Below are 20,673 nucleotides of genomic sequence, written 5' to 3'. Positions count from 1 at the left end.
GGTCGCTGCTTCATCGCAACACTCCTTCCGCCAGGCGGTCATAGTGTGTTGCATCGATCGGTTGAATCCGCCGCAGCGAGCCGTCATTCCTCGTTGTCACGAACCCTTCAATAGCCCCACGGCTGTCGCTACCGCCAACGCCTTCGCCTGGGAAGGTTGCCTGGCATCGAACGTGCATCAGTTGTGCATCCGCATCCCCAGGAGCCCGTGATGTCGCCCTCGCTGAAGAACAAGATCCTGCAGGTGTTCGAGGAGCCGGGTTGTGACAAGAACCAGGGCAAGAGCGAGAAGGAGCGCAAGAAGGGGTGCACCAAGCAGCTCACGCCGGGCGCGGCCGCGGGCGGATGTGCGTTCGACGGCGCGAAGATCGCGCTGCAGCCCATCGTCGACGTGGCCCACCTGGTGCACGGGCCGATCGCCTGCGAAGGCAACAGCTGGGACAACAGGCACAGCGCCAGCAGCGGCTCGCAGATGTACCGCACCGGCTTCACCACCGACATCAACGAGCTCGATGTCATCTATGGCGGCGAGAAGCGCCTGTTCAAGGCGATCCGCGAGATCATCGAGCGCCATGATCCGCCGGCCGTGTTCGTCTACCAGACCTGCGTCACCGCACTTATCGGTGACGACATCGAGGCGGTCTGCGCCCGCGCGGCCGAGAAGTTCGGCAAGCCGGTGATTCCGGTCAACGCGCCGGGCTTTGCCGGGCCGAAGAACCTGGGCAACAAGCTGGGCGCCGAGAGCGTGCTGGACTACGTGATCGGCACCGAGGAGCCCACCACCACCACGCCCTTCGACATCAACATCATCGGCGAGTACAACCTGTCGGGCGAGCTGTGGCAGGTCAAGCCGCTGCTCGACGCGCTGGGCGTGCGCGTGCTGTCGTGCATTGCCGGCGACGGCCGCTACCACGAGATCGCCACCGCCCATCGCGCGCGCGCCAACATGATGGTGTGCAGCAAGTCGATGATCAACATCGCCACCCGCATGCAGGAGCGCTGGGGCATCCCGTACTTCGAGGGCAGCTTCTACGGCATCGCCGACATGAGCACCACGCTGCGCGAGATCGCGCGGCTGCTGGTGGAGCGCGGCGCGCCGGCCGACCTGAAGGAGCGCACCGAGGCGCTGATCGCGGTGGAAGAGGCACGCGCCTGGGAACGCATCCGCGCCTACCGCGAGCGCCTGGCGGGCAAGAAGGTGCTGCTGATCACCGGCGGCGTGAAGAGCTGGAGCGTGGTCAGCGCGCTGCAGGAGGCCGGCCTGGAAGTGGTGGGCACCTCGGTGAAGAAGTCCACCCGCGAGGACAAGGAGAAGATCAAGGCCATCATGGGCGACGAGGCCGATGCGCACATGATCGACGACATGACCCCGCGCCAGATGTACGCGATGCTGCGCGAAGCGAAGGCCGACATCATGCTCAGCGGCGGCCGCAGCCAGTTCGTCGCGCTCAAGGCCCGCATGCCCTGGATGGACATCAACCAGGAGCGCCACCACGCCTTTGCCGGCTACGAGGGCATGGTGACGATGATTGCCGAGATCGACAAGGCGCTGTTCAACCCGATCTGGGACCAGGTGCGCGCGCCCGCGCCCTGGGACGCCGCCGACAGCCTGCTGCGCGAACAGGATGCGGCCCAGCTGGCGGCCGAAGCCGCTGCCGGCTGAGCCTCAGCGCGCGGCCCAGGCCAGCTCGCCGCTGGCGGCCGCGCTGGCGCCCAGCGCCTGAGGTTCGAGGCGGAAGACCTGCATCGTCTGCAGCAGGCGCGCGCCCTGCTGACGCAGGCTGTCGGCGGCGGCCGAGCTTTCCTCGACCAGCGCGGCGTTGCGCTGGGTGACCTCGTCGAGCTGCTCCATCGCCTGATGGACCTGGCTGATGCCGCGGAACTGTTCGTCGTTGGACTGGCCCATCTGCTGGATCAGCGTGGCCATCTCGCGCACCTGGCCGACGATGTCGCCCATCGCGCCACCGGCCTCGCCCACCAGGGCAGAGCCGGCCTCGACCCGCTCGACACTGGTCAGGATCAGGCCCTTGATCTCGCGTGCGGCGTCAGCGCTGCGCTGCGCCAGCGTGCGCACCTCGGACGCCACCACCGCAAAGCCGCGGCCCTGCTCGCCCGCACGGGCGGCTTCGACCGCCGCATTGAGCGCCAGGATGTTGGTCTGGAAGGCGATGCCGTCGATCACGCCGATGATGTCGTGGATGCGGCGCGAACTGGCGGTGATCTCGCCCATGGTCTGCACCACGCGGGCGACCACCTCGCCGCCGCGCTCGGCCGAGTCGCTGGCGGTGCGTGCCAGGGACGAGGCCTGCTGGGCGGTGGCGTTCGTGCCCTGCAGCGCGTGGGTGATCTGCTCCATCGCGGCAGCGGTCTGCTGCAGGTTCGAGGCCTGTTCCTCGGTGCGCTGCGACAGCTCCACACTGCCCACGGCCACCTGCGACGAGCCGGTGGCGATGGCCTCCGAGGCCTGCCGCACCTGGCCGACGATGCCCGCCAGGCTGCCCTGCATCGTCACCAGCGAACCCAGCACGCTGCCCTCCCTGGCGGCCGCGGCGCCCTGGACCGAACCCAGGTCGCCCTCGGCCACGCGCCGTGCGGCGCCGCTCAGCGCCTGGGGCTCGGCGCCCAGCATGCCCAGCAGCCAGCGGGTCAGCGACCAGCCGGCGAACAGCGCGATGGCCACGGCCACCAGGCCGGTGGTCACCAGGATGTTGCGGTTGAGGTGGAAGTCCGCCTCGGCCACGTCGACCTGCTGGCGCGAGCGGTCGTCCAGGTACTGCAGGTAGGCGTCGCCTTCGCGTTGCATGGCCGCCAGCAGCGGGCGGCAGTCGGCATTCATGCGCTGGATCGCGGCCGCGCGGTCGCCGGCCATGGCCTTGGCCACGATGTCCTGGGCCACCGGACCGTACTGGGCCTCACGCGCTTCCAGCGCCTTGAACAGTGCACGCTCGCGGTCCGCCACATCGGCGTGCTCGGCCAGTTGGGTGCGCAGGGACTGCAGCGCGTGCTTCAGCTTCTCGCTGGCGGCCTGCACCGCGCGCAGTTCCTGGGCGCGATCCTCGGCCGACTCGACCAGCACCAGGTTGCGGGCGGCGATCGCCCGCGCGCCGGTGGCGTCCACCACGTCGGCGGCGTTCTGCACACGGGCGCCGGACTGCTCGACGTGCACCGCCAACTGGTCGTGGCTGTCGGCCAGCTCGTAGATGGCCAGGAAGGCGACCGCGGCCACCAGGGCGGCCAGGGTGCCAAAGGCCAGGGTCAGGCGAGCCTTCAGGGACAGGGATTCGATCGGCATCGTGGGTCTCTCAACGTGTTGTCCGGGCCATGCTGTGTGGTGTGCGCACCCGTCCCCACCGGCCCGTGGGGGACTGGCGGGATGTTCGACCCGCTGCGCGTGGACCTAAGGGGAGAAAAGGCCTGCTTTCAGCAGGGTTGATTTGTCGCAAACCTGCCATTCCCGGCCGACGGTGCCGGGGCCGCTGGGCTAAGTCCTTGATTCTTTAGGCTCCTCCGGCTTGGCACCGATCCTGCGAAGGCCCTGTCGAATCCCCCGTCCAGGAGCCTGCGGCCATGGCCCATGTCAGCGACAGCAAGAAGGCGTGTGCGGTCAATCCGCTCAAGATGAGCGCGCCGCTGGGCGCCAGCTACGCCTTCCTGGGTCTGCAGTCATGCATGCCGGTGATGCATGGCTCACAGGGCTGTACCTCGTTCGGCCTGGTGCTGCTGGTGCGCCACTTCAAGGAGGCGATCCCGCTGCAGACCACGGCGATGAACGAGGTCACCACCATCATGGGCGGCTACGAGAACATCGAGAAGGCGCTGCTCAACATCCGCAGCCGGGCGAAGCCGGCGCTGATCGCGATCTGCTCCACCGGCCTGACCGAGACCAAGGGCGACGATGTGCCGGCCTTCATCACGCTCGCCCGTCAGAAACACCCGGAGCTGGCCGACACGGCGATCGTCTATGTCAGCACGCCCGATTACGTGGGTGCCTTCCAGGATGGCTGGGCGATCGCCGTCAAGGGCCTGGTCGAGCAACTGGCCGAGCCGGTGGCCACGAAGGTGGCACAGCGCGTGGCCCTGCTGCCCGGCTGCCACCTGACGCCCGCTGACCTGGAGGAGCTGCGCGAGATCGTCGAGAGCTTCGGCCTGGAGGTGTTGATCGCGCCGGATGTCTCGGGCTCGCTCGATGGCCACATCCCTGAGGACTGGCTGGGCACCACGCTGGGCGGCACGCCGCTGGATGAACTGCGTGCGCTGGGCAGCGCCAGCGCCTGCATCGCCGTGGGCGAGCAGATGCGCCCGGCGGCCGAGGCGCTGCAGCAGCGCTGCGGCGTGCCCTACCGGCTGTTCAACCGGCTGACCGGGCTGGCGGCCTGCGACGAGTTGCTGATGCACCTGTCGGCCCTCAGCGGCCAGCCGGTGCCGGCCAGGTGGCGGCGCCAGCGCAGCCAGCTGGTCGATGCGATGCTGGACGGCCACTTCCATTTCGGCCACCAGCGCGTGGCCATCGCCGCCGAGCCCGACCTGCTGTGGGCGCTGGGGCACTTCATCACCGAGATGGGGGCCGAGCTGTCGGTGGCCGTCACCACCACCCAGAGCCCGCTGCTGGCCCAACTGCCCTGCAACGAGGTGGTGATCGGCGACCTGGAAGACTTCGAGCTGGCCGCCAAGGTCGCCGACGCCGACCTGCTGATCAGCCACTCGCACGGTCGCCAGGCCGCCGAGCGCCTGGGCAAGCCGCTGTACCGCGCCGGTCTGCCGCTGTTCGACCGCATCGGCAACGCGCATGTGCTGAGCGTGGGCTACCGCGGCACGCGCAACCTGGTCTATGCGCTGGGCAACCAGTTCATCGACCAGATCCCGCACCACGGCCCCAACGACTGGCCGCTGGGCCCGGCCGCCCGCGCGGCCGCCCGGGGTGACGCCAGCCCCGCCACCGCGCCGGCCATCGCGGCCGCCAGTTTCTGAACCGCCACCCAAGGAGCCCGCCATGAAGGTTGCCTTCGCCACCCAGGACCAGCAGCGTGTCGACGCCCATTTCGGCTGGGCCAAGCACATCGCCATCTACGACGTGCAGCCCGAGGGCTTCAGCTTCGTCCAGGACGTCCATTTCGGCGAGGACCTGGCCGAGGATGGCAACGAGGACAAGCTCGCGCCCAAGCTCGAGGCCATCCACGACTGCGCCATCCTCTACGTGGCGGCGATTGGCGGCAGTGGCGCGGCGCGCGTGGTGGCGCTGAAGATCCACCCGATCAAGGTGCCGCAGCCCGAGCCCATCCTGGACATCCTGGAGAAGCTGCAGGAGGTGCTCAAGGGCACCCCGCCGCCCTGGCTGCGCAAGGCCCTGGCCAAGGGCCAGCCGGTCACCCACGACTTCGACGACGAGTGAACACCCCATGAGCGACACCCCCACCGCCGACGCCCCGGTCCTCTCCGACGAGGACTGGCTGCAGGACGGCTTCATCCGCGAGCTGATCAAGCAGCTGCGCGCCCAGGACACCCACGGCACCTGGGAGGGCAAGAGCGACCTGCAGCTGCTCGAGCCCTACATCCTGAGTGCCGAGCAGCGCCGCGCGCTGCCGATGATGGGCGACCCCGACCCGGAAACGCTGTGGCGGCTGGACCTGTTCCACAACGCCATCGGCCTGTCGATCGAGAAGGCCACCGGCTGCATGGTCAGCCCGATGATGAAGATGAGCCACGAAGGCTTCGGCCGCGCCATCCTCACCACCGGCCGGCTGATCGTCGTCAACCGCTACCTGCGCGACGTGCACCGCTTCGGCTACCCCAGCCTGGCCAAGCTGGCCGAGGCCGGCAACAAGCTGGTCAGCGAGGGTGTCGGCATGGTCGAAAAGTACCGCGAGGTGGCCACCTATGGCTGATCTGGACCAACTCAAGGCCGACGTCAAGAAGGCCAACGCCAAGGCCACGCAGGCCAAGATGGACCTGCATGACCTGTCGGAGGAGCTGCCCACCAACTGGCAGTCGATCATGAACGTGGCCCAGGTGGCCTTTGATGCGCACGCCGCGCTGGTGCGGGCCCGCGAGGCCCTGGCCCAGGCGCAGGCGGCGGCGTGAGGAGCATGGCATGAGCACATTCAGCGTCACGCTGCCCAGTGGCGCCGCCTGGACGCCCACCTTCGTGCAGTCGATCAACGAGGACAAGTGCATCGGCTGCGGCCGCTGCTTCCGCGTGTGTCCGCGCGGCGTGCTGGAGCTGGTCGGCCTGGACGAGGACGGCGAGCGCGTGCACGTGGACCTCGACGGCGACGACGACGAGGAGTACGAGAAGAAGGTCATGACCATCGCCCATGGCGAGCAGTGCATCGGCTGCACCGCCTGCGCGAAGATCTGCCCGAAGAAGTGCTACACCCACGCCGCGGCGCAGGTCTGAGCATGGGCCGCGTCATGCCCCCCTGGCCAGTGCTGCGCGAGGACTTTGCCGCCCGCCGGGCGCGGCGCGAGGACGAGGTGCAGGACGTGCGCGCGCTGCTGCTGGAGCATGCCGACCCCGCGGCCGGCCCACCCGAGTGGGTCGAGGCGGCTGCCACCGCGGTGGCCGTGGCCTGCCTGGGTGACAACCACCTGTGGCAGGACCTGCTGCTCGACGACCGGCAGCAGCTCAATGCCCTGCTGCGCCATTGGTTCCCGTCGCTGGTGGCTGCCAATGCGGGCGACATGAAGTGGAAGAAGTTCCTCTACCGCGCGCTGTGCGAGCGCGCCGAGGTCCTGATCTGCAAGTCGCCCAGCTGCGACATCTGCAGCGACCGGCCGCTGTGCTTCGAGGCGCCCGACACCACGCACTGAGTGCCGACGAAAAAACGCCCCGTCCAGCGGGGCGAAGCATGGACCCGGGAAGGGTCTGCGGAGTGGAGAGGGACCCGGCGGAATCAGCCGCGCGGCGCGTCGGTGCTGACGGCGGCCATCGGCACCGCGGCCAGCTGGGCCAGCACCGCGTCATCGTACTGACGGTCGGCGACCTGGCCGATGCCGGCCAGCAGCGTGAAGGTGATCGCGGCCGACAGGGCCAGGAAGCCCGCGCGTGCCGAGGTGCTGCTGGCCTGGAACTCGGTGGTCGGGGCGGTCATCACGGCGGTGGTGCGGGTGGCTTGCATGGCGTTCTCCTGGGGGGTGGCGGGTGTCGATGGGATGGACTGTAGGCACCGCGCCCACCCGCCGCCAGCGGCAGGCGACGGACCGCCAGAACGCGCGACGAAGCGCGGCCCGCGTGGATGAACGGCAGGCTCAGCCCGCGGCGGCGGCCGCGTCGCGCTGGGCGCGGGCGCGTTCGATGGCCGGCATCGAGGCCTCGATCCAGTCGGCCAGCTCATGCACATGGCCGGCCACCTGCATCCCCAGCCGGGTCAGCCGGTAGTCCACGTGCGGCGGCACCACCGGGTGGGCGGTGCGCTCGACGAAGCCGTCGCCTTCCAGGCCCTGCAGGGTCTGGGCCAGCATCTTCTCGCTGACGCCGCCGATCTCGCGACGCAGCTCGCTGAAGCGGCGCCGCTCGCCCGAGCGCAGCGCCACCAGCACCAGCACGCCCCAGCGACTGGTGACGTGCTGCAGCACCTGACGCGACGGGCACTCGGCGGCGAACAGGTCGCCGCGACGGGCAGCAGGGATGCGGGCCATGGGTACTTACCTTTTTGTATGTACTTACGATTAGTGAGTGTAAACGGCATGATCCATCCCGTCATCCCTTCACTGTTCCCGCTTCAAGGAGATTTCCATGTACGCCGTCACCGGTGCCAATGGCCAGCTCGGCCGCCTCGTCATCCGTCAACTGATCGCCCGCGGCGTGCCGCCCGCGCAGATCGCCGCGCTGGTGCGCCGACCGGCCCAGGCCGCCGACCTGGCCGCGCTGGGCGTGGCGCTGCGCGAGGCCGATTACGACCGCCCCGATACGCTGGCTGCCGCACTGGCCGGTGTCGATCGCCTGCTGCTGATCTCCTCCAGCGAGGTGGGCCGCCGCGCACCGCAGCACCAGGCGGTGATCGACGCCGCGCGGGCTGCCGGCGTGGGCTTCCTGGCCTACACCAGCCTGCTGCATGCCGACCGCTCGCCGCTGGGTCTGGCCGCCGAGCATGTGACCACCGAGGCAGCGCTGCGCGCCAGCGGCCTGCCGCACGCCCTCCTGCGCCACGGCTGGTACACCGAGAACTACCTGGCCAGCCTGCCGCCCGCGCTGCAGCACGGCGCCTTCATCGGCGCGGCGGGCGAGGGCCGCATCTCGTCGGCCACGCGTCAGGACTACGCCGAGGCCGACGCGGCGGTGCTGCTGGCGCCGCCCGCCAGCGGTACGGTGCTGGAGCTGGCCGGCGACGAGGCCTACACGCTGGCGGAGTTCGCCGCCGAACTGGGCCGGCAGAGCGGCCGCAGCCTGCCCTACGTGAACCTGCCGCAGGCCGAGTTCGAGGCCGCGCTGGCTGGCGCCGGCCTGCCGGCACCGCTGGCCGCGCTGCTGGCCGACTCCGATGCCGGTGCGGCGCAGGGCGCGCTGTTCGACGGCGGCCGGGCGCTGAGCGCGCTGATCCAGCGGCCAACCACGCCGCTGGCCCAGGCGATGGCCGCTGCCTTGCGCTGAACGACGCACGGCCCGCATACTGGGCCGATGCGCCGCCGTACTCTGCTCAGTGCCCTCGCCTGCACCACCACCGCCACCGCCGGCTGGGCGGCGGACCCGCCGTCGGCCGATCTGGCCGGCGACGTGGACATCGTCGCCGAGGTGCTGACCACGCTGCACCCGGGCGCGCTGCGCTACCACGATGCGGGCAGCCTGGCGGCGGTGCTGCAGCAACTGCGCCGCGCCTTCACCGCGCCCGAGGCCGATGACGGGGCCCGCTACCTGGCGCTGGCCGGGGCGCTGGCCACGCTGCGCTGCGGCCACAGTTTCGCCAACCCGGCCAACCAGTCCCGGCGGGTGGCCCAGGCGCTGTTCGATCGGCCCACGCGGCTGCCGCTGCGTTTTCGCTGGCTGGACGGCCAGATGGTGGTGCTGCCCTCACCGCTGCAGCCGGACGTCGCGCCGGGCAGCGTGATCGAGGCGATTGACGGCCTCGCGCCCGACGACTGGTGGCGCCGCCTGGCCCCGCTGGCGCGGGTCGACGGCCACAACCTGGGCAAGGCGCGGCGTCAGCTCTCGCTGGAAGAGGTGGATGGCCAGTGGCCGCTGTTCGACGTGCTGCAGGGCCTGCTGATCGGCGGCCCCGCCAGCGGCGCCTGGCGGCTGCAACTGCGCACGCCGCAAGGGCGGCAGACGACCGTGGAGCTGCCGGCCTGGTCCGGTGAGCAGCGCCGCGCCCAGGCCCGCGCGCTGGCGCCCGCACAGGGCGCCACGCCCTGGTCCTGGACCGTGCGGCCCGATGGCGTGGTGCTGCTGCGCATGCCCACCTGGGCGGTCTACAACAGCCGCTGGGACTGGCAGGGCTGGCTCAATGAGCGGCTTGACGAGCTGGCCGCCGACCGCGCCGTGCGCGGCCTGGTGATCGACCTGCGCGGCAACGAAGGCGGCCTGGACTGCGGCCACCCGGTGATCGAGCGCCTGGCGCGCGCACCCAGCCTGCTGCCGCAGCGCCGTTTGGTGCGCTACCGCCGCACACCGGCCCACCTGAACCCGGTGCTCGACACCTGGGACGACAGCTTCCGTGACTGGGGCGAGGCGGCCCGGCCGGTGGATGAGCGCTTTCTGGCGCTGCCGCCGGGCCCGACCACGGTGCAGCCCCGCGGCGCGCGCCTCACGCAGCCGCTGGCGGTGCTGGTGGACGCCTCCAACAGCTCGGCCACCTTCGGCTTCGCGCAGCGGGTGCGCCAGGACCGCTTGGGCCTGCTGGTGGGCGAGCCCACCGGGGGCAACCTGCGCGGCATCAACGGCGGGGCCTTCTTCTTCGTGCGGCTGCCCGCCTCGGGCCTGAGCTTCGACCTGCCGCTGATCGGCTACTACCCGCCCGAGGGCGCGCCGCTGCCCGAGGACGCCGGTCTGCAGCCCGACCACCGGGTGACCCCCTCGCTCGCCGACATCGCCGCCGGTCGCGACGTGGTGCTGGAGCGCGCGCTGGCGCTGCTGAAGCAGGCGTGAAAAAGCCCCGACCAGCGGGGCGAAGGGGTGGGCCGGCGAGGCCCTGCCAGCGAGGAACGTGTCAGCTGCGGACCGCGGTGCTCGCGTGGGCAGCCTGGGCGGTCAGCTGGGTGCCGCCGGCCTGGGCCAGCAGGGCCTGGTCGAACTGGCGGTCGGCGACCTGGCCGACGCTGTAGAGCAGCGTGAAGGTGATGGCCATCGCCAGGGCCGCGAAGCCGGCGCGGGCCGGGGCGGTGGTGGCGCGGAATTCGGTGGTCTGGGCGGTGGTGGTCATGGCGGGCTCCGTGGTCAGTGCGTTGTCGATGGGATGCACTGTAGGCAGCCGCCCCGCGCACCGCCATCGTCTGGCGACGGATTGCCTGGGCGGGCGGACAGTCGGCATCCAGCGCCGATGAAGGGTGGGCGCTGCGGTCGCCGCGTCTTCCTCCCGGGTCGCTGCAGTGGCGCCGCGGGCCGGACTGAGTCGGGGCTCGCCGCCCAGCGGCGCACGGGTGTGGCCGGCACACGCCGTGTGCCCTGCAGCGGCCCTGGTGGCGGCGCGCCCACGGCGCGGAGGTGCCGCAGCGCCAGCGTTCTCGGCGGCCCAGACGCAAAAAAGCCCCGACGAGCGGGGCGAAGGAGTGGGCCGGTGAAGCCCCCCGAGTGATGATCGTCTCAGCCGCGCACAGCGCCGTCGGCCTGGGCCGCCAGCTGGGTGCTGCCGGCCTGGGCCAGCAGGGCCTGGTCGAACTGGCGGTCGGCGACCTGGCCAACGCTGTAGAGCAGCGTGAAGGTGATGGCCATCGCCAGGGCCGCGAAACCGGCGCGGGCCGGGGCGGTGGTGGCGCGGAATTCAGTGGTCTGGGCGGTTGTGGTCATGGCGGGCTCCGGGGTCAGTGCGTTGTCGATGGAGTGCACTGTAGGGAGCCGCCCCGCCCGCCGCCATCGGCGGGCGACGAACTGCAGGAATCGGGCGACGAACCGACACCCGCCCGGATGCGCGGTCAGCGCCGCGGCGTCAACCGGTACTCGTGCTGGGCGTCGCGCAGCACCAGCGCGGCCGGGCGCGTGCTGTCGTCGCGCACGAACTCGATGCCACCCAGGCCGGGGTCGATGGTGTTGTAGCTCTCGCTGCCATCGGCGTTGCGCCGCCAGGCCATCTGGCTGCGCCAGTCACGCGCCAGGAACTCGACCCGGTCGCCGCGCTGGGCCACCCGGATCGTGCCCAGTGCCGGATGGTGGTAGGTCGCGGCCAGCGCGCGGCGGGCGGCGGCCGGCACCGGCAGCGTGTACAGCTCCTTGAACTTGGCCAGCTCGGCGCGGTGGTTGGCCACCGACACGCGCAGCTGCTCATCGGCCTCGGGCCGGCCATCGAAGACCACCTCCAGGAACTTGCGCAGCAGCGGGCCGCGCAGCAGCACGCCGGCATCCGAGTTGGTCAGGATGGTCAGCCCCATCTGGTGCTCGGGCAGCCAGATCATGTTGGAGTGAAAGCCCAGCATGTCGCCACCGTGCGACGCGATCGGGATGCCGTACTGGCGGTTGATGAACAGGCCCAGGCCGTAATGCACGTCCTCGCCCACCATCACCTGCGGCTGGTAGCGCGCGGCCCAGTTGGTCTCGCTGATCAGCGGCCGCCCGTCGGGCGTGCGGCCCTTGTTCAGCTCCATCAGCACCCAGCGCGAGAAGTCGTTCGGGCTGGTCCAGACCGCGCCGGCCGGCCGCGCCGGGATGATGGTGCGGTTCAGGCCCATGTCGGCCACGCGGGTGACGCCGTCGATGTCGTCGCCGTGCGGGCTGGCGTGGTTGCCGGCCAGGGCCTGGGCGTAGTCGAAGGTGGTGCGGGTCATGCCCAGCGGCTGGAACAGGCGCTGACGCATCTGGCGGTCATAGGCGGCGCCCACCTCCTTGCCAGGTTCGAGTGCGGCGGCAGCGATGTAGCCGCCCGCGGCCACCATCAGGTTGCTGTACTGGAAGACCTCGCCGAAGCGGCTGGTGGGCTTCATCTGCGCCAGCTGCTCGAAGGTGGTGGCCGCGGGCGCCTTGGCGTCGGAGAACAGCCAGTCCAGGTCCTGGCGCGGCAAGCCGGTGCAGGCGCAGACCAGGTGGCGCACCTCAACCTGCCGGGTGGTGTCGGCGTCGGCCAGGCGGAAACGCGGAAACACCTCCTGCGCGGGCTGGTCCCAGCGCAGCCGGCCGGCGTCCACCGCCTGGGCCATCAGCGCGCTGGTCATGCTCTTGGTGTTGGAGGCGGCCATGAACAGCGTGTCGCCGTCCACCGGCTCGGGCCGGCCCAGACGGCGCACGCCCAGGCCGCCGGCCCAGGCCACGCGGCCCTGGTCGATGAAGCTCAGGCCCACGCCGGGCACCTGCAGCTCGCGCATGCCGCGTTCGACGAAGGCCTTGAGCTGCTCGATGCGTTCCGGCGTCAGCGGCTTGGGCGTGCGGCCGGCAAAGCGCTCGCGCTCGTAGCCCTTGGGCCGCAGGCTGCCGATGAACAGGCTGATCGGCGAACTGCGCTTCTCGAGGGTGGCCTGCGAGCCCTCCAGCAGCACCACCAGCCAGCCCTCGCCCTGCACCGGCCGCCGCGCCGTGGCCTGCACCGCCAGCTTCTCGTTGGGCGAGGTCTGGTAATCGAAGACCTGGATGTCGGTCCAGCCGTTGCGCGGCGCACGCGCCGTGCTCAGCTCCAGCGTGCGGCTGAAGCCCGGCTTCACCCGCGCCCAGGCCTGGGCCACGGCATCGGCGGCGTCCTTGGCCTGCGGCAGGTCGACCAGGGTGACGCGCAGGTCGCCCTCGGGCGCGGTGGCGCTGAGCAGGGCGCCGTCGGCCTTCATCGCAAAGGCCTCGGGCGGGGTGTAGCTGTGGCCGGCCGCGGTGGTGTCGGCCCAGGCCGAGGCGCTCAGGGCCAGGGTGAGGGCGGTGGCGATCAGGGTACGGCGCATGGGGTCCTTCCAGGTCGTGCGGTGATCCAGATGCTACGGGAGCCTGAACGCAAAACGCCCCGGCAGGGCCGGGGCGATTCGTGGGGGGAGCGGGCGACGCGCGCTCAGACCTTGGCGGCGGGCACGGCGCTGGCGGCCAGTTGCACGGGGGTGGCCTGGGCCTGGGCCAGCCAGGCGGCGTCGTACTGGCGGTCGGCGACGCGGCCGACGCTGGCCAGCAGGCTCAGGCTGATCACCACGGCCAGGGCCAGGAAGCTGGCGCGGGCCGAAACGCTGGAGGCTTGGAAGGCGGGGGTGGTCATGGCGGGCTCCTGGGTCAGTGCGGTGTCGATGGGATGCACTGTAGGGAGCACCGCCGGCGGCGCCCAGCGGGATGCGACGAAGCGCCGATTTCGGGGGCTGACCGGCGCGGCCGCCGGATGGACGGCCGCGCCGCCGGCCTCACTTCTTGCCGCTGCGCAGCGTGGCCAGCGCGGCCTGGGTCTCGTTCCAGAGGTCCATGCCCACGTTGGCGGCGATGCTGGCGTTGACGCGGGTGAGCTTGTCGCGCATGCGGGCGGCCTCGGCGGGGGTCAGCTCGTTGATCTGCATGCCCTTGGCCTTGAGTTCATCCAGGGCCTTGGCGGCCTCGGCGCGGGTGTCCTGGCGCTCGAAGTCGCGGCTCTTCTTCGCAGCGTCCATCAGCACCTTCTGCTCGTCCTTGCTCAGGCCGTCCCACCACTTCTTGCTGACCAGCACGATCCAGGGGCTGTAGACGTGGTTGGTCACGGTGAGGTACTTCTGCACCTCGTAGAACTTGCTGGAGAGGATGGTGTTGTAGGGGTTCTCCTGGCCGTCCACCGCCTTGGTTTCCAGCGCCGAGAACAGCTCCGAGAAGGGCAGCGGCACCGCATTGGCGCCCAGGGTCTTGAAGCTCTCGAGGAAGACGTTGTTCTGCATCACGCGCAGCTTGATGCCGTCCAGGTCTTCCAGCTTGGCCACCGCGCGCTTGTTGTTGGTGAGGTTGCGGAAACCGTTCTCCCAGTACACCAGGCCCACCAGGCCCTTGTCCTGCAGCTTGTCCTTGACCTTGCTGCCGATCGGGCCGTCGAGCAGCGCGTCGGCCTCCTTGGCGTTGTTGACCAGGAAGGGCGTGTCCCACAGCGCCATTTCCTTGGTGATGCCCACCAGCGTGGCGGTGGAGCCCACCATCATTTCCTGGGCGCCGCCGATCAGGGCCTGCTGCATCTGGGTGTCCGGGCCGAGCGCGGCGGCGCCGACGGCGCGCACCTTCATCTTGCCGCCCGAGGCCTTTTCTACCTCCTCGGCAAACAGCTTGACCGCGCGGCCCTGGTTGGACTGCTCGTTCAGGCCGTAGCCGAAGCGGATCAGGCGCGGCTTGATGTCCTGGGCCTGGGCGGCCAGCGGGGTGAGGGCGGCCAGCGCGAGCGTGGCGATCAGGGTGCGGCGAAGGGTCATGGTTGTCTCCAAGGGGAACAGGGCAGGGCGGAACAGGAAGGCGTCAGCGCAGCCAGCGCACCGGCGCGGTGACGAACTCGGGGAACACGGTGAACAGCGTGAGGATGGCCAGGTAGACCACCAGGAAAGGGTTGACGCCCTTGATCACCTCGTCCAGGCGCAGCCGGCCGACGCCGGCCACGACGTTCAGCACCGTGCCCACCGGCGGCGTGATCAGGCCGATCGCGCCATTGAGCACGAACATCAGGCCGAAGTAGACCGGGTCGATGCCGGCCTTCACCGCGATCGGCAGCATCACCGGGGCGAAGATGAGGATCGTGGGCGTCAGGTCCAGCGCGGTGCCGATCAGCACCAGCACGATCATCATCACCGCCATCAGCAGGCGCGGATGATCGACCAGCGGACCCAGCAGACCGCTCAGCGTGTTGGGCAGGTCGGCCAGCGTGACCATGTAGCTGGCCACCTGGGCGCCGGCGCACAGGAACATCACGATGGCGGTGGTCTTGGCGGCGCGGGTCAGCACGCCGTACAGGTCGGCCAGGCCCATTTCGCGGTGCACCGCGAAGGCGATCACCAGGGCGTAGAAGGCGGCCACCACCGCGGCCTCGGTGGGCGTGAAGACGCCGCTCTTCATGCCGCCGATGATGATCAGCGGCATCAGCAGTGCCCAGAAGGCGCGGGCGCTGGTGCGCAGGCGCTCGCCCATGGGCATCGGTGCATCGGCCTGGACGTTCATGCCGCGCAGCTGCCACAGCCAGGCGAGCACCAGGCCCAGGCCCATGATCAGGCCCGGCACGATGCCCGACAGGAACAGCGAGGAGATCGAGGTGTTGGTGGTGACGCCGTAGATCACGAAGGGCATCGACGGCGGGATGATCGGCGCGATGATGCCGCCCGAGGCCATCAGCCCGGCCGAGGTGCCCATCGGGTAGCCCTGGCTGCGCATCATCGGCAGCAGGATGGTGGCCAGCGCGGCGGTGTCGGCCAGCGCCGAGCCGCTCATGCTGGCCATCAGGATGGCGGCGCCAATGGTGACGAAGCCCAGGCCGCCGCGCACATGGCCCAGCCAGGCGCGGGCCATGTCGATGATGCGCCGGCTGATGCCGCCGGCGTTCATCAGCTCGCCGGCCAGGATGAAGAAGGGCACGGCCAGCAGCGGGAAGCTGTCGATGCCCGCCACCAGGTTCTGCGCCAGCAGCTGGGTGTCCCAGAAGTCGAGCAGCCAGGCCATCGAGGCGCCGGTCAGCACCAGCGCGAAGGCCATGGGCACGCCGATGCCCATCAGCGCCAGCATCGCCACCACGAACAGCAGCGCGATCGTTCCCTGGCCCATCATTCCACCTCCGATTCGTGGCCCAGCGCGACCGGCTGACCCACCAGCAGCTGGCGCAGCGCCATCACGCCGATCGCCGCGGCGCTGAGAAGCGCGGGCAGCGGCAGCAACGCCGTGGGGTAGCCCATCACCACGCTGGTGCTGTCCCAGCCCACCACCACCTGCTGCCAGGCGCCCCAGCCCAGCAGCGCGCACGACAGCACGACCAGCGCATGGATGCCGCGCGAGACCCAGCGCAGCGCCAGCGGCCGGCCGGCCAGCGGCGCGAGCAGCGCGGTGAAGGCCATGTGTTCGCCCAGCGGATAGGCGGCGGTGGCGCCGATGAAGACCATCCAGACGAAGAGCAGGCGCGAGAGTTCCTCGCTGGCGGCGATGCCGCTGCCAAAGCCGTAGCGCAGCACCACGTTGACGAAGACGGCAGCGGCCATCACCGCCAGGCAGGCGGCCATGGCGGCCTCGGCCCAGCGCTGCGGCGCGGCGCGGGTGGGGGTGTCAGCAGACATCGTGGGATTCCTTCATCCAGGTCAGCACCTGCTCGCGCAGCGTGGCCAGCGGCAGGGTGGCGTCCAGGCTGACCACGCCGGGCTCGCCCGACGGGTCTTCCAGCGTGGCGAACTGGCTGTCGACCAGGCTCGCCGGGAACAGGTGATCGGGGCGGGCGGCCACGCGGGCGCGGGCCTCGTCCAGGCTCAGCCGCAGGTGCACGAAGCCCAGGCCGGGCGAGGCGGCGCGCAGCTGATCGCGGTAGGCGCGCTTCAGGGCCGAGCAGGTCAGCACCGCGCCTTGCGGCCGCTCGGCCAGCTGCGCGCCCAGCGTGGCCAGCCAGCCGGCGCGGTCGGCGTCGGTCAGCGGCTGGCCGGCGCGCATCTTGGCCTGGTTGGCCGCGGGGTGGTGGTCGTCGCCCTCCACCAGCGGCCAGCCCAGCGCGTCGGCCAGTGCGCGGCCCAGGCTGGACTTGCCGCAGCCGGAGACGCCCATGACAACCAGGTTCGACATTTGGATAGCGCTGTCCCGTTGATCTGAAAAAATCGGCCGCCCGATGGGCCGCCGCGGTCCCCGCCGCGCCGTGGCACACTCGGCGCGCTTGAATCGGGGATTGGATAGCGCTATCCTAAACCCGTTGGCAGCACCGCCGAAATCAGGGTAAACACTCAATGACCGCCCCTTCCCGCAAACGCGCCACCGGCCGGCCGACGCTGGCCGATGTGGCCGCCGCCGCAGGCGTGAGCCCGATCACCGCCTCGCGTGCGCTGCGTGCCACCCGGGGCGTGGACGAACAGCTCAGCGCCCGCGTGCGCGAGGCCGCCGAGGCGCTGGGCTATGTGCCCGACCCGGCCGCGCGCGCGCTGGCCTCGGCGCACAGCTCGCAGGTGGCGGTGCTGATCCCGTTGCTGTCCAACGCGCTGTTCGTCGACCTGCTCGAAGGCGTGCAGCGTGTGCTGCGCCCGGCCGGGCTGCAGACGCTGATCGGCGTCACCCACTACCAACCCGCCGAGGAAGAGGCGCTGCTGCGCAGCTACCTGGCGCATCGTCCGGCCGGCCTGCTGGTCACCGGCTTCGACCGCACGGCGGCGGCGCGCGGCCTGATCGAGCGCAGCCGCGTGCCCTGCGTGCACCTGATGGAGACCCAGGCCGCGGGCGAGGCCTACGCGGTGGGCCTGTCGCAGGACGCCGCTGGTGCGGCGATGACCGAGCACCTGCTGGCGCGCGGCCGCCGCCGCGTGGCCTTCGTCGGCGCGCAGCTCGACCCGCGCGTACTGCAGCGCCTGGCCGGCTACCGCCGCGTGCTGCAGGCGCATGGCCTGCACGACCCCGGGCTGGAACTGCTGGACCCGGCGCCCTCGTCGATCGCGCTGGGCGGTGTGCTGCTGCAGCGCCTGCTGGCGGCGCGGCCGGATGTCGACGCGATCTTCTTCTGCAACGACGACCTGGCCCAGGGCGGTCTGCTGGCGGCGCTGAAGGCCGGCCTGGCGGTGCCGCAGCGGGTGGCCGTGGCCGGCTTCAACGACCTGGCCGGCTCGGACCAGTGGCTGCCGCCGCTGACCACGATCCGCACGCCGCGCGCCGAGATCGGCGAACGCGCCGCGCGCATGCTGCTGGCGCTGCTGCGCGGCGAGGCGGTGGATGCCCGGCAGGTGGACCTGGGTTTCGAGCTGGTGGTGCGCGAGTCCACGTAGCATCGGCCCATGCAAGCCCACCCGCGCCTGGCCGATGCGATGCAGCGCCTGCAGGCGCTGGCGCGGCCCGACCAGCTGGCCGGCATGGCCCGCTTCGGCATGACGGCCGAGCACCGCCTGGGGGCCAGCGTGCCCTCGCTGCGCGCCCTGGGCAAGGACCTGGGCCGCGAGCATGCGCTGGCCCTGGCATTGCACGCCACCGGCGTGCCTGACGCGCAGATCCTGGCCGCCTATGTGGCCGAGCCCCGGCAGTTCACCGTGGCCGAGATGAACGCCTGGGCCGCCCGCTTCATAGCCTGGGACACCTGCGACCAGGCCTGCACCAATGCCTTCGCCCCCAGCCCGCGGGCCTGGGCCCGGGTGCCGGTGTGGGCGGCCGACGAGCGCGAGTTCGTCCGCCGCGCCGGCTTTGCGCTGCTGGCTGCGCTGGCGGTGCATGACAAGCCCGCGCCCGATGAGCGCTTCCTGGCCATGCTGCCGCTGATCGAGGCGCACGCCGATGACGAGCGCAACTTCGTGAAGAAGGCGGTCAACTGGGCGCTGCGCCAGATCGGCAAGCGCCAGCCCACGCTGCTGGGGCCGGCGCTGGACTGCGCCCAGCGCCTGAAGCAGCGCCCCGAGCGCAGCGCGCGCTGGATCGGCAGCGACGCCTTTCGTGAACTGATTCCCCGACTGGAGCGCACCCGATGAAGTCCCTGCACCTGCTGGCGCTGGCCGCACTGTGCGCCACTGCGCACGCCGCGCCGATGCGCTACGAGATCGACCCCGCCCACACCTACCCCAGCTTCGAGGCCGACCACATGGGCCTGTCCGTCTGGCGCGGCAAGTTCAACCGCAGCGAGGGCCTGGTGCTGATGGACCGCGCCGCTGCCAGCGGCAGCGTGGACCTGATCGTGCACACCGACAGCATCGACTTCGGCCACGATCAGATGAACAGCGTGGCGCGCGGCGACAGCCTCTTCGATGTCGAGCGCCACCCCTTCGCGCGCTACCGCGGCACGCTGGCCGGCTGGCAGGACGGCCAGCCCACCCGCGTGGAGGGCGAGCTGACGCTGCACGGCGTGACCCGCCCACTGGTGCTGGAGATCCGCCGCTTCGCCTGCAAGCCGCACCCGCTGAACAAGCGCGAGCTGTGCGGGGCCGACGCGCTGGCCACGCTGCAGCGCGACGCCTTCGGCATCGACGCCGGCAAGGCCTTCGGTTTCGACATGGCGGTCACACTGCGCATCCAGGTGGAGGCGCTGGCCGAGCGCTGACTCAGCGTGGCACGTAGAAGGTGGTGGCGGCCTCGGCCGGTGCGCCCTCACCCGCCTGCAGGCGCAGCGTGATCGGGTGCGAGCCCGGCGTCAGCTGCTGCGCCGCCTCCATCGGCAGGGCCACCTGCACCGTGTGGTTGACGATGCCCGAGGGCGGCAGCGCGGTGGCGGGCAGCGTGCTCACCACCAGCCCGGGCAGGCCATCGACCGACAGTGTCAGCCTCTGTGCCTGCTCGGTCTGGTTGCTGACCTGCAGCCGGTAGACGTTCTCCAGCCGCCCCTGTTCGTCCCAGCGCGCCAGCGCGGCGCGGTCGCGCACCACGTCCAGGCGCAGCGGCGGGCGGTGCGACAGGCTCCAGGCGAAAACGCCCACCAGCACCGCCATCAACGCGGCGTAGATGAGCACCCGCGGCCGCAGCAGGCGGCGAATCATCTGGCTGCGGCTCCAGTGGCCTTCCAGGCCCGCCTCGGTGGCGTAGCGGATCAGGCCGCGCGGCGCGCCGATGCGGTCCATCACGCTGTCGCAGGCGTCGATGCAGGCGGCGCAGCCGATGCAGGCATTCTGCAGGCCGTTGCGGATGTCGATGCCGGTGGGGCAGACCTGCACGCACAGCGTGCAATCGATGCAGTCGCCCAGGCCGAGTGCGGCGGCATCGGCGGTCTTGGGCCGGGCGCCGCGCGGTTCGCCCCGCGCCACGTCGTAGCCGATGATCAGCGAATCGCGGTCGATCAGCGCGCTCTGGAAGCGGGCGTAGGGGCAGATGTAGGTGCACATCTGCTCGCGCAGGAAGCCGGCGTTGCCATAGGTGGCGGTGCCGTAGAACATCACCCAGAACAGCTCCCAGGGGCCCATCGCGCCGCTCAGCGAGTGCAGCGCCAGCTCACGGATGGGCGTGAAGTAGCCGACGAAGGTGAAGCCGGTCCACAGTGAGAAGCCCAGCCAGGCCGCGTGCTTGCCGCCGCGTCGCCCCAGCTTGTCCAGGCCCCAGCCGCTGTTGTCCAGGCGCAGGCGGGCACTGCGGTCGCCTTCGAAGCGGTGCTCGATCCACAGGAAGATCTCGGTGTAGACCGTCTGCGGGCAGGCATAGCCACACCAGATGCGCCCGGCCACCGCGGTGACGAAGAACAGCCCCAGCGCGCACAGCACCAGCAGCGCGGTCAGGTAGAAGAAGTCCTGCGGGTACAGCAGCAGGCCGAAGACGTGGTAGCGCCCGGCCTCCAGGTCAAAGAGCAGCGCCTGGCGGCCGTTCCACTGCAGCCAGGGCACGCCATAGAAGAACAGCTGGGTGATCCACACCAGCGCGATGCGCCAGCGGGCATACAGGCCGTCGATCGCGCGCGGGTGGATGCGCTCGCGCGGGGCGAGCTGCAGGAGGGGAGCGGGAGGAGGGTTCGGAGACATCAGTGGAGCAGGCCCGCCGCAGGCGGGCCGGACATCAGACAGGGAC

General features: G+C 70.9%; 24 protein-coding genes. 12 read left to right on the top strand and 12 right to left on the bottom strand.

The annotated features are described in order from the left end of the window. The first annotated feature begins 210 nt into the window (after positions 1 to 210). Entirely contained in the window at positions 211 to 1,662 is a 1,452-nt protein-coding gene (nifE, locus tag KAK03_RS23965; RefSeq protein ID WP_210857205.1) for a nitrogenase iron-molybdenum cofactor biosynthesis protein NifE, read from the top strand. A gap of 3 nt (positions 1,663 to 1,665) precedes the next feature. Here nifE and KAK03_RS23960 read toward each other — a convergent pair whose 3' ends face one another. Then, positions 1,666 to 3,291, bottom strand: coding sequence for a methyl-accepting chemotaxis protein (locus tag KAK03_RS23960; RefSeq protein WP_210857204.1), 1,626 nt, complete (start codon positions 3,289 to 3,291; stop codon positions 1,666 to 1,668). A gap of 275 nt (positions 3,292 to 3,566) precedes the next feature. Here KAK03_RS23960 and nifN point away from each other — a divergent pair, with 275 nt between their 5' ends. From nifN to KAK03_RS23930, 6 genes are read left to right on the top strand one after another with little or no spacing between them, the layout of a single operon-like run. Continuing rightward, entirely contained in the window at positions 3,567 to 4,967 is a 1,401-nt protein-coding gene (gene nifN, locus KAK03_RS23955; protein WP_210857203.1) for a nitrogenase iron-molybdenum cofactor biosynthesis protein NifN, read from the top strand. Between the two features lie 22 nt (positions 4,968 to 4,989). Next, positions 4,990 to 5,388, top strand: a complete 399-nt coding sequence (gene nifX, locus KAK03_RS23950) for a nitrogen fixation protein NifX (protein ID WP_210857202.1) — start codon at positions 4,990 to 4,992, stop codon at positions 5,386 to 5,388. A gap of 7 nt (positions 5,389 to 5,395) precedes the next feature. Then, positions 5,396 to 5,881: a NifX-associated nitrogen fixation protein gene (locus KAK03_RS23945; protein WP_210857201.1), complete on the top strand. Its 486-nt coding sequence runs from the start codon at positions 5,396 to 5,398 to the stop codon at positions 5,879 to 5,881. Beyond that, on the top strand, positions 5,874 to 6,077 hold the full coding sequence (locus KAK03_RS23940; RefSeq protein ID WP_210857200.1) for a CCE_0567 family metalloprotein: 204 nt from the start codon (positions 5,874 to 5,876) through the stop codon (positions 6,075 to 6,077). Before KAK03_RS23945 ends, KAK03_RS23940 begins: the two co-directional genes overlap by 8 nt. A gap of 10 nt (positions 6,078 to 6,087) precedes the next feature. Next, a complete protein-coding gene (fdxB, locus tag KAK03_RS23935) occupies positions 6,088 to 6,393 on the top strand; it encodes a ferredoxin III, nif-specific (RefSeq protein WP_210857199.1) in 306 nt (101 codons plus the stop codon). A gap of 14 nt (positions 6,394 to 6,407) precedes the next feature. Next, positions 6,408 to 6,806, top strand: a complete 399-nt coding sequence (locus tag KAK03_RS23930; RefSeq protein ID WP_210857198.1) for a nitrogen fixation protein NifQ — start codon at positions 6,408 to 6,410, stop codon at positions 6,804 to 6,806. 83 nt (positions 6,807 to 6,889) lie between these two features. Here the strand turns inward: KAK03_RS23930 and KAK03_RS23925 are convergent, their stop codons facing one another. Then, positions 6,890 to 7,114 (bottom strand): hypothetical protein, encoded by a 225-nt coding sequence (locus KAK03_RS23925; protein ID WP_210857197.1) that lies wholly within the window; start codon positions 7,112 to 7,114, stop codon positions 6,890 to 6,892. Positions 7,115 to 7,244: 130 nt separating this feature from the next. Next, positions 7,245 to 7,634: a winged helix-turn-helix transcriptional regulator gene (locus tag KAK03_RS23920; protein WP_210857196.1), complete on the bottom strand. Its 390-nt coding sequence runs from the start codon at positions 7,632 to 7,634 to the stop codon at positions 7,245 to 7,247. Positions 7,635 to 7,731: 97 nt separating this feature from the next. Between KAK03_RS23920 and KAK03_RS23915 the strand changes: the two genes are divergently transcribed. Next, a complete protein-coding gene (locus KAK03_RS23915) occupies positions 7,732 to 8,586 on the top strand; it encodes an SDR family oxidoreductase (RefSeq protein ID WP_210857195.1) in 855 nt (284 codons plus the stop codon). 27 nt (positions 8,587 to 8,613) lie between these two features. Continuing rightward, on the top strand, positions 8,614 to 10,077 hold the full coding sequence (locus tag KAK03_RS23910) for a S41 family peptidase (protein WP_210857194.1): 1,464 nt from the start codon (positions 8,614 to 8,616) through the stop codon (positions 10,075 to 10,077). A 61-nt stretch (positions 10,078 to 10,138) separates the two neighbouring features. On the opposite strand, the gene KAK03_RS23905 is transcribed toward KAK03_RS23910, so the two are convergent. From KAK03_RS23905 to KAK03_RS23870, 8 genes are all read right to left on the bottom strand, one after another. After that, entirely contained in the window at positions 10,139 to 10,351 is a 213-nt protein-coding gene (locus tag KAK03_RS23905) for a hypothetical protein (RefSeq protein WP_210857193.1), read from the bottom strand. A 380-nt stretch (positions 10,352 to 10,731) separates the two neighbouring features. After that, entirely contained in the window at positions 10,732 to 10,935 is a 204-nt protein-coding gene (locus KAK03_RS23900; protein WP_210857192.1) for a hypothetical protein, read from the bottom strand. Between the two features lie 125 nt (positions 10,936 to 11,060). Then, a complete protein-coding gene (locus KAK03_RS23895; protein WP_210857191.1) occupies positions 11,061 to 13,001 on the bottom strand; it encodes a serine hydrolase domain-containing protein in 1,941 nt (646 codons plus the stop codon). A 104-nt stretch (positions 13,002 to 13,105) separates the two neighbouring features. Then, entirely contained in the window at positions 13,106 to 13,303 is a 198-nt protein-coding gene (locus KAK03_RS23890) for a hypothetical protein (RefSeq protein ID WP_210857190.1), read from the bottom strand. Positions 13,304 to 13,442: 139 nt separating this feature from the next. Then, positions 13,443 to 14,459, bottom strand: a complete 1,017-nt coding sequence (locus KAK03_RS23885; protein WP_210857189.1) for a TRAP transporter substrate-binding protein — start codon at positions 14,457 to 14,459, stop codon at positions 13,443 to 13,445. A 43-nt stretch (positions 14,460 to 14,502) separates the two neighbouring features. Next, entirely contained in the window at positions 14,503 to 15,792 is a 1,290-nt protein-coding gene (locus tag KAK03_RS23880; protein WP_210857209.1) for a TRAP transporter large permease, read from the bottom strand. Next, positions 15,792 to 16,295, bottom strand: a complete 504-nt coding sequence (locus KAK03_RS23875) for a TRAP transporter small permease subunit (protein ID WP_210857188.1) — start codon at positions 16,293 to 16,295, stop codon at positions 15,792 to 15,794. Before KAK03_RS23875 ends, KAK03_RS23880 begins: the two co-directional genes overlap by 1 nt. After that, positions 16,285 to 16,788 carry a gluconokinase gene (locus KAK03_RS23870; protein ID WP_247661392.1) on the bottom strand — a complete coding sequence of 168 codons (504 nt, stop codon included), beginning with the start codon at positions 16,786 to 16,788 and terminating at the stop codon, positions 16,285 to 16,287. Before KAK03_RS23870 ends, KAK03_RS23875 begins: the two co-directional genes overlap by 11 nt. 158 nt (positions 16,789 to 16,946) lie before the next feature. On the opposite strand from KAK03_RS23870, the gene gntR reads away from it, so the two are divergent. The 3 genes from gntR to KAK03_RS23855 are packed head-to-tail and all read left to right on the top strand — an operon-like array spanning position 16,947 to position 19,225. Continuing rightward, positions 16,947 to 17,969 (top strand): HTH-type transcriptional regulator GntR, encoded by a 1,023-nt coding sequence (gene gntR / locus KAK03_RS23865; protein WP_210857187.1) that lies wholly within the window; start codon positions 16,947 to 16,949, stop codon positions 17,967 to 17,969. Positions 17,970 to 17,978: 9 nt separating this feature from the next. After that, on the top strand, positions 17,979 to 18,659 hold the full coding sequence (locus KAK03_RS23860) for a DNA alkylation repair protein (protein ID WP_210857186.1): 681 nt from the start codon (positions 17,979 to 17,981) through the stop codon (positions 18,657 to 18,659). Continuing rightward, positions 18,656 to 19,225, top strand: coding sequence for a YceI family protein (locus KAK03_RS23855; protein WP_210857185.1), 570 nt, complete (start codon positions 18,656 to 18,658; stop codon positions 19,223 to 19,225). The genes KAK03_RS23860 and KAK03_RS23855 overlap by 4 nt, the downstream gene beginning before the upstream one ends. Before the next feature lies 1 nt (position 19,226). On the opposite strand, the gene ccoG is transcribed toward KAK03_RS23855, so the two are convergent. Further along, positions 19,227 to 20,627 (bottom strand): cytochrome c oxidase accessory protein CcoG, encoded by a 1,401-nt coding sequence (ccoG, locus tag KAK03_RS23850; protein WP_210857184.1) that lies wholly within the window; start codon positions 20,625 to 20,627, stop codon positions 19,227 to 19,229. Between the last annotated feature and the right edge of the window lie 46 nt (positions 20,628 to 20,673).

This window comes from Ideonella alba, assembly GCF_018069845.1.
Lineage (GTDB): Bacteria > Pseudomonadota > Gammaproteobacteria > Burkholderiales > Burkholderiaceae_C > Ideonella > Ideonella alba.
Note: the sequence above shows the minus strand (reverse complement) of the source record. Positions and strands in the feature narration are given on the sequence as shown.

Bases quoted from the DNA above. Each gene is read 5' to 3' on its own strand.
- KAK03_RS23900 (WP_210857192.1), bottom strand. From the start codon at position 10,935: ATGACCACAACCGCCCAGACCACTGAATTCCGCGCCACCACCGCCCCG.
- gntR (WP_210857187.1), top strand. From the start codon at position 16,947: ATGACCGCCCCTTCCCGCAAACGCGCCACCGGCCGGCCGACGCTGGCC.
- KAK03_RS23880 (WP_210857209.1), bottom strand. From the start codon at position 15,792: ATGGGCCAGGGAACGATCGCGCTGCTGTTCGTGGTGGCGATGCTGGCG.
- KAK03_RS23870 (WP_247661392.1), bottom strand. From the start codon at position 16,788: ATGTCGAACCTGGTTGTCATGGGCGTCTCCGGCTGCGGCAAGTCCAGC.
- KAK03_RS23920 (WP_210857196.1), bottom strand. From the start codon at position 7,634: ATGGCCCGCATCCCTGCTGCCCGTCGCGGCGACCTGTTCGCCGCCGAG.
- KAK03_RS23940 (WP_210857200.1), top strand. From the start codon at position 5,874: ATGGCTGATCTGGACCAACTCAAGGCCGACGTCAAGAAGGCCAACGCC.
- KAK03_RS23860 (WP_210857186.1), top strand. From the start codon at position 17,979: ATGCAAGCCCACCCGCGCCTGGCCGATGCGATGCAGCGCCTGCAGGCG.
- nifX (WP_210857202.1), top strand. From the start codon at position 4,990: ATGAAGGTTGCCTTCGCCACCCAGGACCAGCAGCGTGTCGACGCCCAT.
- KAK03_RS23890 (WP_210857190.1), bottom strand. From the start codon at position 13,303: ATGACCACCCCCGCCTTCCAAGCCTCCAGCGTTTCGGCCCGCGCCAGC.
- KAK03_RS23885 (WP_210857189.1), bottom strand. From the start codon at position 14,459: ATGACCCTTCGCCGCACCCTGATCGCCACGCTCGCGCTGGCCGCCCTC.
- ccoG (WP_210857184.1), bottom strand. From the start codon at position 20,627: ATGTCTCCGAACCCTCCTCCCGCTCCCCTCCTGCAGCTCGCCCCGCGC.
- KAK03_RS23895 (WP_210857191.1), bottom strand. From the start codon at position 13,001: ATGCGCCGTACCCTGATCGCCACCGCCCTCACCCTGGCCCTGAGCGCC.
- KAK03_RS23910 (WP_210857194.1), top strand. From the start codon at position 8,614: ATGCGCCGCCGTACTCTGCTCAGTGCCCTCGCCTGCACCACCACCGCC.
- nifN (WP_210857203.1), top strand. From the start codon at position 3,567: ATGGCCCATGTCAGCGACAGCAAGAAGGCGTGTGCGGTCAATCCGCTC.
- fdxB (WP_210857199.1), top strand. From the start codon at position 6,088: ATGAGCACATTCAGCGTCACGCTGCCCAGTGGCGCCGCCTGGACGCCC.
- KAK03_RS23875 (WP_210857188.1), bottom strand. From the start codon at position 16,295: ATGTCTGCTGACACCCCCACCCGCGCCGCGCCGCAGCGCTGGGCCGAG.
- KAK03_RS23905 (WP_210857193.1), bottom strand. From the start codon at position 10,351: ATGACCACCACCGCCCAGACCACCGAATTCCGCGCCACCACCGCCCCG.
- KAK03_RS23930 (WP_210857198.1), top strand. From the start codon at position 6,408: ATGCCCCCCTGGCCAGTGCTGCGCGAGGACTTTGCCGCCCGCCGGGCG.
- nifE (WP_210857205.1), top strand. From the start codon at position 211: ATGTCGCCCTCGCTGAAGAACAAGATCCTGCAGGTGTTCGAGGAGCCG.
- KAK03_RS23855 (WP_210857185.1), top strand. From the start codon at position 18,656: ATGAAGTCCCTGCACCTGCTGGCGCTGGCCGCACTGTGCGCCACTGCG.
- KAK03_RS23925 (WP_210857197.1), bottom strand. From the start codon at position 7,114: ATGCAAGCCACCCGCACCACCGCCGTGATGACCGCCCCGACCACCGAG.
- KAK03_RS23915 (WP_210857195.1), top strand. From the start codon at position 7,732: ATGTACGCCGTCACCGGTGCCAATGGCCAGCTCGGCCGCCTCGTCATC.
- KAK03_RS23960 (WP_210857204.1), bottom strand. From the start codon at position 3,291: ATGCCGATCGAATCCCTGTCCCTGAAGGCTCGCCTGACCCTGGCCTTT.
- KAK03_RS23945 (WP_210857201.1), top strand. From the start codon at position 5,396: ATGAGCGACACCCCCACCGCCGACGCCCCGGTCCTCTCCGACGAGGAC.